18 protein-coding genes and 1 pseudogene are annotated in these 12,841 nt (G+C 67.3%); 10 read left to right on the forward strand and 9 right to left on the reverse strand.

Annotated elements, in window-relative coordinates; all coding sequences use genetic code 11:
• Window positions 1-44 precede the first annotated feature (44 nt).
• The 8 genes from DEJ17_RS15825 to DEJ17_RS15860 all read left to right on the forward strand — a co-directional run bounded on the left by DEJ17_RS15825 (window position 45) and on the right by DEJ17_RS15860 (window position 5,351).
• Window positions 45-974: a DUF4380 domain-containing protein gene (locus DEJ17_RS15825; RefSeq protein WP_181421251.1), complete on the forward strand. Its 930-nt coding sequence runs from the start codon at window positions 45-47 to the stop codon at window positions 972-974.
• Window positions 975-987: 13 nt separating this feature from the next.
• Window positions 988-1,959: a UDP-glucose 4-epimerase GalE gene (gene galE / locus DEJ17_RS15830; protein ID WP_110895153.1), complete on the forward strand. Its 972-nt coding sequence runs from the start codon at window positions 988-990 to the stop codon at window positions 1,957-1,959.
• 641 nt (window positions 1,960-2,600) lie between these two features.
• Window positions 2,601-2,945, forward strand: a complete 345-nt coding sequence (locus DEJ17_RS15835) for a hypothetical protein (RefSeq protein WP_110895155.1) — start codon at window positions 2,601-2,603, stop codon at window positions 2,943-2,945.
• A 25-nt stretch (window positions 2,946-2,970) separates the two neighbouring features.
• Window positions 2,971-3,591, forward strand: a complete 621-nt coding sequence (locus DEJ17_RS15840) for a hypothetical protein (protein ID WP_146239744.1) — start codon at window positions 2,971-2,973, stop codon at window positions 3,589-3,591.
• Window positions 3,592-3,593: 2 nt separating this feature from the next.
• Window positions 3,594-3,770: a hypothetical protein gene (locus DEJ17_RS17885; RefSeq protein ID WP_181421252.1), complete on the forward strand. Its 177-nt coding sequence runs from the start codon at window positions 3,594-3,596 to the stop codon at window positions 3,768-3,770.
• Window positions 3,771-3,798: 28 nt separating this feature from the next.
• Entirely contained in the window at window positions 3,799-4,083 is a 285-nt protein-coding gene (locus DEJ17_RS15850; protein WP_110895162.1) for a hypothetical protein, read from the forward strand.
• A 264-nt stretch (window positions 4,084-4,347) separates the two neighbouring features.
• Window positions 4,348-4,608, forward strand: coding sequence for a hypothetical protein (locus DEJ17_RS15855; RefSeq protein ID WP_110895164.1), 261 nt, complete (start codon window positions 4,348-4,350; stop codon window positions 4,606-4,608).
• 113 nt (window positions 4,609-4,721) lie between these two features.
• Complete coding sequence (locus tag DEJ17_RS15860) at window positions 4,722-5,351, forward strand: hypothetical protein (RefSeq protein WP_110895167.1); 630 nt, start codon at window positions 4,722-4,724, stop codon at window positions 5,349-5,351.
• A 529-nt stretch (window positions 5,352-5,880) separates the two neighbouring features.
• Here the strand turns inward: DEJ17_RS15860 and DEJ17_RS15865 are convergent.
• Both DEJ17_RS15865 and DEJ17_RS15870 read right to left on the reverse strand, forming a co-directional pair.
• Window positions 5,881-6,135, reverse strand: a complete 255-nt coding sequence (locus DEJ17_RS15865) for a hypothetical protein (RefSeq protein ID WP_110895168.1) — start codon at window positions 6,133-6,135, stop codon at window positions 5,881-5,883.
• 85 nt (window positions 6,136-6,220) lie between these two features.
• Complete coding sequence (locus tag DEJ17_RS15870) at window positions 6,221-6,658, reverse strand: hypothetical protein (RefSeq protein ID WP_110895170.1); 438 nt, start codon at window positions 6,656-6,658, stop codon at window positions 6,221-6,223.
• A gap of 541 nt (window positions 6,659-7,199) precedes the next feature.
• Here DEJ17_RS15870 and DEJ17_RS15880 point away from each other — a divergent pair.
• The gene (locus DEJ17_RS15880) at window positions 7,200-8,492 is read left to right on the forward strand and encodes a hypothetical protein (protein WP_110895174.1); all 1,293 of its coding nucleotides are present in this window, start codon (window positions 7,200-7,202) and stop codon (window positions 8,490-8,492) included.
• 494 nt (window positions 8,493-8,986) lie between these two features.
• Here the strand turns inward: DEJ17_RS15880 and DEJ17_RS17605 are convergent, their stop codons facing one another.
• A complete protein-coding gene (locus DEJ17_RS17605; protein ID WP_146239745.1) occupies window positions 8,987-9,367 on the reverse strand; it encodes a hypothetical protein in 381 nt (126 codons plus the stop codon).
• A gap of 165 nt (window positions 9,368-9,532) precedes the next feature.
• On the opposite strand from DEJ17_RS17605, the gene DEJ17_RS15885 reads away from it, so the two are divergent.
• Window positions 9,533-10,006: a hypothetical protein gene (locus DEJ17_RS15885; RefSeq protein ID WP_110895176.1), complete on the forward strand. Its 474-nt coding sequence runs from the start codon at window positions 9,533-9,535 to the stop codon at window positions 10,004-10,006.
• 87 nt (window positions 10,007-10,093) lie between these two features.
• On the opposite strand, the gene DEJ17_RS15890 is transcribed toward DEJ17_RS15885, so the two are convergent.
• The 6 genes and pseudogenes from DEJ17_RS15890 to DEJ17_RS15915 form a co-directional block, all read right to left on the reverse strand.
• Complete coding sequence (locus tag DEJ17_RS15890; protein WP_258366856.1) at window positions 10,094-10,552, reverse strand: TetR/AcrR family transcriptional regulator; 459 nt, start codon at window positions 10,550-10,552, stop codon at window positions 10,094-10,096.
• Between the two features lie 104 nt (window positions 10,553-10,656).
• Complete coding sequence (locus tag DEJ17_RS15895; protein ID WP_110895178.1) at window positions 10,657-10,998, reverse strand: hypothetical protein; 342 nt, start codon at window positions 10,996-10,998, stop codon at window positions 10,657-10,659.
• Window positions 10,999-11,047: 49 nt separating this feature from the next.
• Window positions 11,048-11,497, reverse strand: a pseudogene (locus tag DEJ17_RS15900) (DUF6611 family protein); the annotation flags it as partial.
• Window positions 11,498-11,574: 77 nt separating this feature from the next.
• Complete coding sequence (locus DEJ17_RS17890) at window positions 11,575-11,751, reverse strand: hypothetical protein (protein ID WP_181421253.1); 177 nt, start codon at window positions 11,749-11,751, stop codon at window positions 11,575-11,577.
• A 32-nt stretch (window positions 11,752-11,783) separates the two neighbouring features.
• The gene (locus tag DEJ17_RS15910) at window positions 11,784-12,113 is read right to left on the reverse strand and encodes a hypothetical protein (protein ID WP_146239746.1); all 330 of its coding nucleotides are present in this window, start codon (window positions 12,111-12,113) and stop codon (window positions 11,784-11,786) included.
• An 85-nt stretch (window positions 12,114-12,198) separates the two neighbouring features.
• A complete protein-coding gene (locus DEJ17_RS15915) occupies window positions 12,199-12,792 on the reverse strand; it encodes a biotin transporter BioY (protein ID WP_071245214.1) in 594 nt (197 codons plus the stop codon).
• Window positions 12,793-12,841: the final 49 nt, after the last annotated feature.

Here is a 12,841-nt window from a genome sequence, read left to right on the forward strand (position 1 = left end):
CGACCACCACGATGCCCCCAACAAGATCCGCCCTGCCACTGACCGTGATCAGCACGTCGACGCTCCGCCTCGTCTTCGCACCGACGTTGGGTGGGCGATTACTCGCCCTTGCAATCGATGGGCACGAGCTGCTCTGGCAGAACCCGGACCTCCTCGACGCCCACCTTCGTCCACGGGTGCCGCTTGAGGAATGGCCTAAGGGCGACGGGCGCATGGATACGTGGGCGAACCCCGGCGGGTCCAAGACATGGCCGGCCCCACAAGGCTGGGGCGGAGACGGACAGTGGCCGGGGCCGCCCGACCCGGTGATCGACTCCGGGGCGTGGTCCGTTGGCGTGCAGACCGAAGCGGCCAGCACGACCGTGACGATGGAAAGCCCGGACGATCCGAGGACAGGGTTGCGCGTGCGGCGCGGATTCATCATCCCGGCTCTCGGCACCGACTTCCGCGAGCAGATCACGTTCACCAACGTCAGCGCCCGCACCATCCGCTGGGCGACATGGGAGGTCTGCCAAGTCAATACCGCCCCGAGCGGCACCGCGGGACGGATTCATGCGCAGATCGAAGTGCCGAGCTCCTCCCGATCCTCGGTGATCGATCTCGGGACGTGGAGCGGCGAACTCCCAATCAGCGCGGAAGGGGACACCTGGCAGCTCACGACCGGCCGGGGCGTCGCGAAGCGGGGCTTCTCGAAGGTTCCAGGGGCCGTAGAGTTCCGCGACGCTCGCGGGTTCGGACTGCGCCTCACATCGGCACCTGTCGTCGGAGCGGTGTACCCAGACGGCGGATCGCAGGTCGAGATCTGGGTGCAAACGCCGACCGACGCACCGATCACCGGCCTCGGCGGGCTGTGGCCACGTGAGCACCTGGCGGAACTCGAGTTACTCGGTCCACTCGTCACCCTCGAGCCCGGTGACACCACCGAAAGCGAAATCAGGTGGACCACGTTCGCCGCCCCACACGACACCCCCTGACACGAGGAGAAGCATGAGTTGGCTGGTCACCGGCGGTGCCGGGTACATCGGGTCCCACGTCGTCCGAGCGCTGCGTGCGGCGGGCATCGACACCGTCGCGTTCGACGACCTCTCGAGCGGCTTCCGGGCCTTCGTGCCCGATGACGTCCCGTTCGTGGAGGGCACGATCCTCGACGGCGACCTGGTCGCCCGGACGCTCCGCGACCACGGGGTCACCGGCGTCGTGCACGTGGCGGGCTTCAAGTACGCGGGGGTGTCGGTGGAGCGGCCGTTGCACACGTACGAGCAGAACGTCACGGGGGTGGCGACCCTCCTCCATGCGATGGCGGAGACCGGCGTCACGAAGGCGGTGTTCTCCTCGAGCGCGGCCGTCTACGGCACGCCGGACGTCGAGACGGTGGTCGAGGACACCCCGAAGGCGCCGGAGTCCCCGTACGGCGAGTCGAAGCTCATCGGCGAGTGGCTCCTCCGCGACATGGAGGTCGCCGCCGGGTTCACCACGACGTCGCTCCGCTACTTCAACGTCGTCGGGTCCGGGGAGTCGGACCTGTACGACGCCAGCCCGCACAACCTGTTCCCGCTGGTGTTCGACGCGCTGCTGGCCGGTCGGACGCCGCGGATCAACGGCGACGACTACGACACGCCCGACGGCACGTGCGTCCGGGACTACGTCCACGTCGCCGACCTCGCGCACTCCCACGCGGTCGCCGCGCGGAAGCTCGAGGCGGGGGAGTCCCTCGACCGCGCCTACAACCTCGGCAGCGGCGACGGGGTGAGCGTCCGGCAGATCATGGACGCCATGGCGAAGGGCACCGGCATCGCCTTCGAGCCGGAGGTCGCCCCGCGCCGTCCCGGCGATCCGGCCCGGATCGTGGCGACCGGCGAGGCCGCGGGACGTGACCTCGAGTGGTCGATGCGGCACACCCTCGACGAGATGGTTACGAGCGCGTGGGAGGCGCGTAGCGCAGTTCAGACATCTCGGTGACTGTTGACGCACGAGTTGCCCGAACTGTCTTGGCCATCTGACTGAGCTCTCGGCGGCCAACCCTCTACCGATCGACGGGGAACTCCGCATCGTCGGACGGTCATCGCCGCTCGCTGCTTCGGTGTCGCGGAGCCTCGGAAAGACGCTCGTCGAACCAGCGGGCCCGCACCCGTGGCCGACGCACGTGAAGCCAGGCGCGCTCGACCGGTTCAACAGCGGCGGCCGCGGTCCGGTGTCCCTCACGCTCGTGGAGCCGGTAGTGGTCGAGATCAGCGCGGACGTTGCCTCATCCGGCCGGTCCTTCCGCCACTTGGTGCGCTTCGTCAGGCGTCGGCCGGAGCTATCACCCGGCGACGTCACTCCACCCCGGCGTCGGCCGGCGTCGTAGCCTGAGCAGCGAGCACGAGAAGGGGGATGACGCAAATGGCTGAACCGCCAGCGGCCGCAGGCGGTCATCCACAGCTCGGCTCTGTGCACAAGAACGGCGACCGCCGGTTCGGGGTGACGGGGCTCCTGGCGAGCGTCTACGCCGGCCGCGGGACGCCGCAGGCGTCGAACCTCTACCGCTCGAGCGTGACCGAGCACATGCGCGACGTGCGCGTGGGCGACGATCTCCGTGTCGAGTGGGACGGTGCTCACTGGTGGGCGTCGTCGGACGCGGGCACGGTGGACGTCTCACCTGGTCGAAGAACCTCCGTGAGGAGACCGCGTACGCACCCGACGGCCCGAGTCCGTTCGGCTTCGACGACGGGACGCTGCACGTGCAGAGCGTCACGGTCAGCGCTGCCGGTGAGGTGGTCAACTGCGGCGGGTACGTCGTGCCCGACGACTACGAGCCCTCGGACTGGCCGATGACGCCGATGCCGGATCCGGCGAAGCGCGAGCTGACCGTGACGGTCAGGTTCCCGGTGCCGGCGGGAGACTCCGAGGCGCGCGTCGCACCGGCGCGACGTTGCGGGTGGCTCGGTCGGCTCATGGGACGATGACGATGACCTCGAGGGAGTGGTGACGATGAGCGATCAGCCAAGGGTGCCGGCGACAGCAATCGGGTACGTGTTCAGGACCGAACCGGCCAACAAGGCGTGGGCCTACATCGGTCAGAGCACACGCCTCGACCCGAAGCACGTCGATGGCTACTTCGGCAGCGGCGCCTTCATGACCGAGGTGCTCGCTGAGCATGGCACCAGCGGCCTGACCAAGACGATCGTTGCGACGGCTGCATCGCCGCTCGAGCTGCACTACCTCGAGATGCTGCACATTGCTGAGGCTCGACGGGACGGCGTTCGTGTCGGGAACGGTGACTTCGGTGGTCCGCGACCGTTCCCGAACCTCCAGCGTGCACTGTGGGACGTTGCCCCGGCCGTGATGCGCGTGGTGGACGATCCGAAGCGGTTCTACGACGCGCTCGTGAAGCATCGTGACCTGGTGAAACAGGCGATTCTCGATTCCTCGAGCGTTCCGGTCGACGCGTTCTACGCGGGCATGGAACGGGACCTTCGCGCCACCGAGGACCTGTCCCACCCGTGCCCGTCGTGTGGCTCTGACGTCGGTGAGGTGTGCCGGACGAACTCAAAGTCGCTCACCAAGCCTCGGAACCCCACTGGCAATCACGCGAAGCGGCCACGCTCGTGACGATGCACACGCCGCGTGAGCTGGCGCACGAGCTCGGCTACACGAACGAGTCCCGTCCAGGGCAAGTCGTGCGGGTCTACCTCCGCGCGAAGTACCCAGAGCACCCGAAGCACGAGCGCTGGGAGCTCGATGAAGCGCAGGCTGACGACGTGCGCGCGAACGTGCCGCGAGGGGACTAACAGGGTCGCCACGAAACCAAGGAGAGGCATGAACATCGAGATTCTGCAGTCCGGCGCAGGCACGCGCTGGGTCGTCTTCGACGGCCGAGGAGCGAAGGTGCGAGCCAGCCGGAATGCCTCACTGACCGCGTCCGCCAGACAACTTGGCGACTGGTGGGCGAACAATTGCCCAACGGAGCTGTTGCCCTCGGCAGTGCAGAGCGGGTTTGACCTTCCGGTGAATGAAGGCGATGAGATGGTGTTCTTGGCGACGGTCCAGGCACAGGTAGACCTGCGACAGGTCCAGTCCGTCGTCGAGGTGGCCTTGCAGTAGTACCCTCTGCTGGGTGCAGTGGACACAGCCTGGGATCCGTGGCGTGTAGGACGACACGTGAGGCACCGCAGTGGCTCACCATCGACGAGCTCGCCGCACGGCGGCGGCTTGTTTGTCACTACGATCGCGAGCTCCGCCGTTCTGTGCCGGACGTCGGTCGCGTCGCTGCAGTCTGGGCACAGGCCCCATGCGGTCGTACAGGTGCAGCGAGAGCGTCGTCAGCGCTAGTCGAACAAACGTTCGACTCGATGCGATGATGGGCCCATGGTTAAGAACGTCGGGCACGGTACCGATGTCAGCCGTGCCGCAATCAACGAGTTCCTGACCCGGCCTCGGCCGGTCACGCGCACGAAGGACGAGCTCGCGGACGATCCCGTCTGCGAGGTTACGGACGGTGAGCCCGTCGACGTCTGGCTGCGCTTCCCGGAGCAGTCCGTTCAGGAGCGTGCTGTGGTCGTGGCGTACACCGAGCGGGCTCGTCAGGTCGAGGTCACCCGGCGCGACGGCTCCTCGTACCGGTTGTAGGTCGCGCCGGCACTTCAGCCCATGGCTGAAGCCACACGAGCCGGACCAGCGATCCGAACGCCGGGAGTTATCTCTGTCTTCAGCCGCGGGGTTCCTCTTCGTAGGCTGACGTCGTGCTCCTGTCGACGACCCTCCTCACCGCTGCTGCCGCAAAAGACACCTCTCCGGACGTCTGGGGGTCGTTCCTCGGGTGGCTGTTCGGAGCAAGCGGCTTGATCCTGGTGCTGGCTCCCGTGGTGGTCGCCGCGTGGCTGGCTCAGATGCAAACTCGCGGCCCGCGGGCCCGCGTCGTCGCGATCAGGACGGCGGTCGAGACCCTCGCCCTGCTCGAGAAGGGATCGCCCGCGTACTTCGCCATCGAGAATCAAGTCGCCTCGGAGGCGGCAGCTCTCGGTGCACGTGTCGCAGCCCCCGACGACGCTCCTGAGCCAGCAGCCGCTCGCGAGGCAGCCGACGATCTCTTCCCTGGCCTGGAGTGGCGTGAGGGCCTGAACACGCCCGCGAAGCGATACGTAGTTGGCAAGCGGTACCGATGGTTGACCGGTGCGGGCGCGGGCATTGGAGCCGTCGTCCTCGTCCTCGGCATCCTTCAGAGGAATGCAGAAGGGGTGCCGTCCGGCCTTTTTCTTCTCGGCATCTTCATCTTCTGCCTAGGGGCCTTTTTCACGTTCATCTTCAACGCGATGGTTCAAGCAGACAAGCAAATCCGACGCGAACAGGAACTACACGACCGTCAGCCCTAAGCCCGGCGCCGTGGTCACCGTTCAGCCGTGTGCACTCAGGGGACGCGACGGCTCTATAGAGCGAGAAATCGCGAACGTCGAGCCCTTCGAACCTCGGCGTCATCGAGCTGAGCACGGGCGCGCGCCTCAATATTCCTCTTTGTCCGCTTGCCCGAGCTGACGCAGCCTCTTCGCAAACCTCCCTCTGACGTTGAGGCTTCGCTCGACTCTTGTTCTCCACGCGAAGAGGTCGTACTTGCGCCATTCGCGCATGACGTAAATCCGGAAGCAGCTTGTGGCCAGTGCCTGCTCTCGCCCGCTCATGCCCGTCGGATGCCGTGACGGAAGTCCGTTTGCGTCCGGAAGGAGGTGAGTGAACAGCTCCTTGAGGGTCGGTCCATCGCCCTGTAGCTCCGTGTGCTCCTCGATGAAGAGCGCTGCGGCCCGTGCCCACTGCCGCGAATGAGCGGGACACAATAGGTCCTCAATCACGTGGGCTCAGCTCGCTGGGGGCGGCGTGTGCTCGCTTGGCCACCATGCCGCGCGATCCTCACGCATCGTCGACATCCAGACCTGCAAGTTTCTGCGCGGGACCGTACGCCTCGATCTGCGCTGCGGAGACGAGTTCCACCCATCCGAGGATGTTGTCCTGCTCCTGACGGCTCAGATCCTCCCAGTTCCTATGACCGAACCACAGCTCCTCGCTCAGTCGCGCGACCGCGACTCGAGCGGTCTCCCGATTCAGGATCTGCCGGAACGTGTTCGCCCCGTCCCTCCAGTCGGAGCTCGCGTCAGTCCCGTTCATGAGGCGTCTCCGCTTCGCGAGGAGGAGCGACGACGGGCCGAGGTGTTTGTAGCTCGTACAGCCGCTACTGCGACTACCCCCGCAGTCATCGGCGCAGCCCCGCGTCGATGAGGTCGAGTACCTCTGAGGGGTCTCCGCCGTCCTCGAGCCAGGCCGCGGGCGTCTTCATGCCCTCATCAATCAGATCTTCCTGACGCGTCGTGAAGAAGCGCCCGATCGTGAGCGGCCGCCATCGATTGAGAAGCGCAGGCATCAGTTCGGCTAGGTGCGGTAGCAGGTGACCAACGGGTCGAGTCGTGAACTGCCAAGTCGGGATCCGTCGTTCACCGCCGAGCTCGGCTATCAGGAGCTCGTTTCGATCCGCGGCTCGGAGGAGGTCCTGCGGAGTCCGGTGCAGGAGCCTGGATGCCGCATCCAGCGAAACCGTCTCCCAAGCGCTCGCGAGCCAACTGGATGCTTGGACGAGTTGGAGCGCACCCTGCGCGAGCCTGTCTTCAGCGGCAGCCACGTCCTCGGCTGTCATCGCCCCGGCGTCGACTAGTGCCTTGGCGCGCGCTGACTCACGTGATCTGGGCGGCATTGGCGGCATGCTTCCGATCACGGTTGCGAGGCCGCGGACGAGGTAGTCGCCTTCGGCGCCTAGGGAACGGATCGCGGTCAGGAGCGCATCCTCAGCTGCGCTGTGTGTGGCCGGCTAAGAAGTGGATCGAGAACGACATCTACGACATTCACACGCTCGCTGCTGCTGTCCCGTACTGCGACATCGTTCTTACCGATGCCGCAGCCCACGACGCCCTCACCCGCCGTCACGTCCACGAGTGGCTGAACACTGCGATGCCACGCCGTGCAGAGAACCTAACCGATTCTCTAGATCAGCTGCTTCAGGGTGCTACCTAACGATCGCAGCGGCTGCTGGCATCGCGCTCATCGTGGGGGTTCACAGGTGATGCGGGCGAGTCGGGGCTCGACTTGCTGACTCAGAGTCGTCAGCGGTTGCCGTTACGCTGCAGTCCGTCGAGCATCTGAAGGGGCCCCGAATGCGTGAGCGAAGGACGTCAAGGCCGGTGACGATACTCGATGCGCTCGATGGGGCCCTTGGAGGGCGTGGGACGGATCTGCGGAAGCTTTCCATACGCGACCTCGACGAGATCGCAGATCTGCTTGAGGAGTTTTGGACAGCCCAGTACGAGGTAGCGCCGACCCTGACGGCGTCGCGGTCAGCATTCGTCGGCGGATGGATAGGCCCCTTCTTCAGCGAGCCGATGCTGCGCCGCGACCTCTCTGATGCGCTGCTCTACTACCCAAAGATCATGGTGCTCGACCCCCTCGCCGACTTCTTCAGTCGAGGCGAGGGCCTTCCCGAACTGTGGTCGGTCGGATACGTCCGCCCGGACCGCGAGATCAATAGGGTCGCATCTGGGCCCGCCATGTGGCGGAACATCGGCACCTATGAGTCGATTCGCTCCGACCGGGCGAGTGCCGTGCGACGTTTCGCCAGCATCGTCGACAATCTTTACCTCCTTGAACAGCCCATTCGTGCCGGCGTGATCGACGTCCGCAGCCAGTGGCCGATCATCAAGGCAAGATCCGGCCAGCTGGAGACTGCACTCCAATCCGACGTGGGTAGTGCTGCGCTCCAGCACTACCTCTCCGCCGCCGACATCAGCGGCTTGCACGTCTGGGACAGCATCACGGGGCTGCAGGTCAGCATGAACTTACCGGTCGTACGGCGGGACGCGCCGATGCAAGCGGCCCCCATGCTGTACTACCTTGCGAAGACCCTCGCGGTTGCCGATGGGGGCGACGCCCAATACGTTCCGACCAACGAAGCTTCGCTCGGTCTGCTCCGGACCAAGTACAACGACGCTGTTGTCCGCACCCATCCGGCTGCCATGCTGCGAGAGGTCGCACGCATCGCTGTCCCTTCGGCCGACGTCGCGCTGCGCGAAGCGGTCGCGATCCGTCAGTCATCCGATAACTTCGAAGACTGGCGTCTCAGCTTGCAGGCTTTGCACCGTACAACTGTCTCCGACGACGCTCAAACCCTCCGAGAGCGCGTTGAGGAGACGCTGCTCCCGAAAGTGCACAGCGTCGAGCGTGAACTTGGAAGCTCGTCGCTCGGGAGCTCGTTCCGGAAGGCTGGTGCCGACGTCGTCATCGACGGCGCGGTCGGAGCGGCCACAGGAGCTATCGCCGCAGGAAGCGTCGACCCAGGCGCCGCTGCGCTCCTCGGCGTTGGTGGGGCGGCCGCAGCAGGGGCGCTCAGATGGCTGCTTCGGCAATACGCGCCCGCACCGATTGGTGGCGACCAAGCGGTCCTCGCAACGCTGATCAAGGCACAACAAAAAGCCGAGTGACCCCCCCTTGAGATTGCTCCGGCAATGGCTCGCTGATCAGCGATGCTCTTCGCATCGAGCATGACTCCTCGGGAGTGCGCCCTATCCCGAGCGTTCTTCGAGAAGGGGAAAGTCGAACCCGCCTCAGGGGAAACGCAGCTTCGACGGCTACTTGGGCGGCCGTGAATCCCTGCCGATCTGTGGGACCTGCAAAGCACCCACAGCCGAAGCCCTCCCCGCGGGGGCGGCTGCTTCGCTCGAAGCGCGAAGCTTCGGCGAGCGGAAACCCCAGGTTAGGTCGGGAACGACATGGGTCAGAGGAAAATCGGAGAAAGTCTGGAGGAAACGGGCTCAAGCCCGACGCTCCTCGAATCGCACCGTTGTGGGGAAGTAGGCAGATCCGTGAATCGCCCGCCACAGAAACCCCCGTTCACGCGGGGGTTTTCTTCGTCTCGGACAGAGTCGTGGTGCACTTGTGATGCGTGCTTCGGAGCATCCTCTCCCAACTGCCGAGTTCAGTACGAACCGGTTCGGGCTCGTGCCTCAATCAGGACACCCGGACACACGGCGGCGGATCGGGCGCTCTCGCGCTGACAGCCGCAGGCGCTGCCGACAGCCGTGGCAGCTTTCAGCCGCAAACGCCAGAGCCGCCGCACTGTCGGCGGCGGGAGTTCCGTCTCTCGCCAGGTGCAGGACCAGCTGCTGACGCCGTTGAACTTCTTGCGGTTCAAGATCTCGACGACGTCGGAACGTGTTAGCTCAGCCAGCTCACGCGCGTCGGCGTTCGCTGGATCAGCAGCACAGAGGCCGCCGCTGTTGCGCATGTTCGCGGTGATCCGCTCGTACGTGCCCTGCCACGCGGGCGCGGGCGCGGGCGCCGGCGTCGCGCTGGCCATGCTCGGCGCAGTGAACGCTGTGTACTCCCGTCGCCCGCCGTGGCATCGGGCCGCGACGACTTCGCCAGTGCACCGATCGAGTACACGAGTTGCTCGAGCGGTTCACCGCATGTCTCGCTGTCGAGGTGCTGAGCAACGGTCACTACCTGTCACGATAGGCCCACCATGAAGAAGTTCATCGTACCTCTCGCCCTCGCTGCCGTCTTGGCGCTGACCGGCTGCAGCGCCGGACAGGAAGACCCCGCCATCGACACCACGGACTCGGCTGTTGCCAAGAGCGCGCCCACCCAGTCGCCAACACCGGAGGCGGTCCCAGACCTCATCGGCAACTGGAAGCAGAACAACGCCAACAGCTCCGATGGCTGGACGTCTGCCACGATCACCGCCAACACGATCACCGTGAACTTCGTCACCGACAATGGCGACACCACGTCCCTCTTCTGGGTTGGGACGTTCACGCCGCCGAAGGATGGCAAGAGCCCCTACACGTGGACTTCGACGCGGGACAAGGCTGCGACCGACAGCGCGCTCCTGGCGTCAACGGACGACACGAAGGAGTTCGTCCTCGACGAGGGCGAGATCAGCTTCCCGGTCTCCATCAGTGGGACGACGGCGACGGTGCGGATGTCGAAGGTCTGATTCCCGCATTGGCGAACTGAGCCCACCAACTGTGCAACGACGAATGCCCGCAGCCATCCGGCTGCGGGGTTCGCGTTGTCGTGTGCGTCAGTACCTCACACGAGACGTCAGGGCGAGCGGCGACGAGTCGGACGAGGCGGCGGCACGGAGCGGTTCGGGCAGTCCGTCGAACGTGCCGGCCCACTCGGTGACCGCGTCGAGCCAGCCGTGCAGGGCGTCGCCGGGGTCGACGGAACCGCCGCGCAGTGCCTCGCGCCGCGCCACCAGGTGGTCGTCGCGCGCGGCGAGGAGCTCGGCGAGCAGGACCTCGCGAGTGGGGAAGTGCCGGTACAGGGTGCCGGCGCCGACGCCGGCCTGCTTGGCGATCGCGTCGAGCGAGCCGGTCACGCCGTGCTCGGTGAACGCGCGCTCGGCAACCCGCAGGATGTGGTCGCGGTTCCGGAGCGCGTCAGCGCGCGGCGCGCGTGACGAACCGGTCCGAGCAGGGGAACCGGAACCGCGCAGTGGGCGCGGCGCCCGCCCGCCGGGAGCGGTCTGCTCGGGCATGGCGGGCCTCCAGGCTGTGGCGTCGGGAACCGGAGAGGCTCTCCGGAATCACCACAACACAGGAGACCCTCTCCGTTTCGACGCTGAGGCGCGACGCCCGGGCGTCAGGACTCCTCGGCAGCTTCCGCCGCGTCCGCCAGGTCCGACCGCGTGTTCGCGTGGATCGGCTCGCTGTGCCCGAAGGTCTTCGCGGCGGCGCGCAGCCGCCCGACGAACTCCCGGTCGTCCAACTCGAGTTCGTCCTCTTCCGCGTCCTCGATGACGATCTCGCTCGAGGGCCCGATGAGGATCTTCGTGGTGGTCATCGTCCCGTCGTCGGCGACGGCGGGCACGTCGACGGTGTCGGCCCGGTCGCCCCCGGCGAGAGCCGCGGCGTACTCGATCACGGCGTCGGCGACGTCGTCTCCGACCAGGATCGTGGTGGCGTCGTAGTGGATGTGCTTCATCGCGTACTCCTTCCCGAACCCATACAAACGCGCGGCGCGGGAACCGGCTTCAGGATGACCGCTGTGCGCGGTGGTCCGGGGCCGGCGCGGGCAGGGCGTTCCACACGTCGCCCCAGATGAGTTCGAAGTCGACGGGGCGGATGCGGTCGGCCCGGAGCGCCTGTTCCAGGATCGACAGCGCGTCCAGGGAGCCGGTGAGCAGGCGTTCGTCGCCGTGGACCTCGCGGCGGCCGTCGCCCAGGAACGTCGTCACGGTGACGGACCGCACCCGCGGTCGCAGCGCGCGGGTGGCGCGGCCGAGGACCGAGAAGCCGCCGACGTAGACGAGCAGCGCGGTGGTCGTGCCGACGGCGGGGACCGAGACGGCGAGCACCAGGGCGGCGAGGGCGACGACCACCCCGACGGCCGGCCAGACGTGCCAGGCACGCAGCAGCAGGCGCTCGCCGGTGGTCGTGCCGGGCGGGAACACGACGAGGGTCCGCGAGCTCCAGAGCGTCCGCCCGACGGGCCGGACCGTCTACCGGCCCCACAGGTGGGTGCCGTCGAGCAGCCGGGTGCGGACCGGCAGCGCCGTGGTCATCGATCGACCGGCGCGAGTTCCGCCTGGACCGGCTCGACGACGTCGCGGTGCCGGACGGTCGCCAGGCACGGGAAGCAGACCAGGTCGCCTTCGTGGACGTCGGCGGGCAACGGAGCCGGGAGGCGGTGGAACGGACCGTCGGCCTGACCGTCACAGCGGGTGATGACGTACATCGGAGAGAGGGGAGCGGTGCTCCGGCGTCCGATCAGGCGCACCTGGTCGAGCACGGCGCAGGTCGGCAGGACCGGTCCAGTTCCAGGAGCACCACCCCGGTGCGCGGTCGCCGCACACGGGTGACCGACGCGACGGAGACGCTCACGTCGCGGGGTGTCCAGCCGCGCGGACGGTACCGGGGCGGGGACTGCTCGGCGGTGTGCACGGTCGGGGTGCCGGTGAGGTCGGCGAGCCGGACCATCGAGATCGCCGAGACCAGCAGGTCGTCGGTGGTCGCTGTGGTGTGGGCCGGCCAGAGGAACGGGTCCATTGGATCGGGGAGCGACGCGCGGAGCGTCGGCATGATCGCAGTCAGTGTCACGACCACACGCTCTCGCGCGCTCGAACAGCGCGGAAGGCCTCCTGACGGAACCCCTACGGCCGGTAGCGGAGTCCTGACGGAGCGCTCACCGGCGGGTGGCCGAGCGCAGGGCTGCGGTCCACCCGAGGGAAATCACGCCGGCGCCGATCAGGGTCTTCACCACACCACCGAGGACGAACGGGTACAGCCCGTACTGCAGGGTCTGCTGCAGGTCGAGGCCGAGTGCCACCGCGAGCCAGGCCATCCCGGCGACGAAGGTGACGACTGTGCCGAGGGCGAAGGACAGCAGCGCGTTCCGCAGCGGGCGGTCGCCGAAGCGCTCGGCGACCCAACCGACCAGGGCCGCGGCGGCGACGAAGCCGACGATGTACCCACCCGAGGGGCCGACGAGCACGCCGACCCCGGCCGAACCGTCCGCGAAGACCGGCAGTCCGACGACACCGAGCAGTGCGTAGACGAGCATCGACAGGGCACCGCGACGGGCGCCGAGGGCACTGCCGACGAGCAGCACGGCCAGGGTCTGCCCGGTGATCGGGACGGGCCAGATCGGCACCGACACCTGCGCGGCACCGGCGGTCAGCAGCGCGCCGCCGAGGACCAGGGCGGTGCTGACGACGGCGGTGCGGGGGAGCAGCGCGTCGGCGAGCGGGCGGTGTGCGGCGGGGGTGATCGTGGTCATGGTGTTCCTCGCTGGGGGACGGAGCTGGGGCTGTCTCTTATACACATCT

This window comes from Curtobacterium sp. MCSS17_011 (assembly GCF_003224275.1).
GTDB lineage: Bacteria > Actinomycetota > Actinomycetes > Actinomycetales > Microbacteriaceae > Curtobacterium.

Coding starts and splice junctions, on each gene's coding strand:
- galE (WP_110895153.1), top strand. CDS start 988: ATGAGTTGGCTGGTCACCGGCGGTGCCGGGTACATCGGGTCCCACGTC.
- DEJ17_RS15885 (WP_110895176.1), top strand. CDS start 9,533: ATGAAGAAGTTCATCGTACCTCTCGCCCTCGCTGCCGTCTTGGCGCTG.
- DEJ17_RS15915 (WP_071245214.1), bottom strand. CDS start 12,792: ATGACCACGATCACCCCCGCCGCACACCGCCCGCTCGCCGACGCGCTG.
- DEJ17_RS17890 (WP_181421253.1), bottom strand. CDS start 11,751: ATGTACGTCATCACCCGCTGTGACGGTCAGGCCGACGGTCCGTTCCAC.
- DEJ17_RS15890 (WP_258366856.1), bottom strand. CDS start 10,552: ATGCCCGAGCAGACCGCTCCCGGCGGGCGGGCGCCGCGCCCACTGCGC.
- DEJ17_RS15865 (WP_110895168.1), bottom strand. CDS start 6,135: ATGAACGGGACTGACGCGAGCTCCGACTGGAGGGACGGGGCGAACACG.
- DEJ17_RS15840 (WP_146239744.1), top strand. CDS start 2,971: ATGAGCGATCAGCCAAGGGTGCCGGCGACAGCAATCGGGTACGTGTTC.
- DEJ17_RS15895 (WP_110895178.1), bottom strand. CDS start 10,998: ATGAAGCACATCCACTACGACGCCACCACGATCCTGGTCGGAGACGAC.
- DEJ17_RS15850 (WP_110895162.1), top strand. CDS start 3,799: ATGAACATCGAGATTCTGCAGTCCGGCGCAGGCACGCGCTGGGTCGTC.
- DEJ17_RS15855 (WP_110895164.1), top strand. CDS start 4,348: ATGGTTAAGAACGTCGGGCACGGTACCGATGTCAGCCGTGCCGCAATC.
- DEJ17_RS17885 (WP_181421252.1), top strand. CDS start 3,594: ATGCACACGCCGCGTGAGCTGGCGCACGAGCTCGGCTACACGAACGAG.
- DEJ17_RS15870 (WP_110895170.1), bottom strand. CDS start 6,658: ATGACAGCCGAGGACGTGGCTGCCGCTGAAGACAGGCTCGCGCAGGGT.
- DEJ17_RS17605 (WP_146239745.1), bottom strand. CDS start 9,367: ATGGCCAGCGCGACGCCGGCGCCCGCGCCCGCGCCCGCGTGGCAGGGC.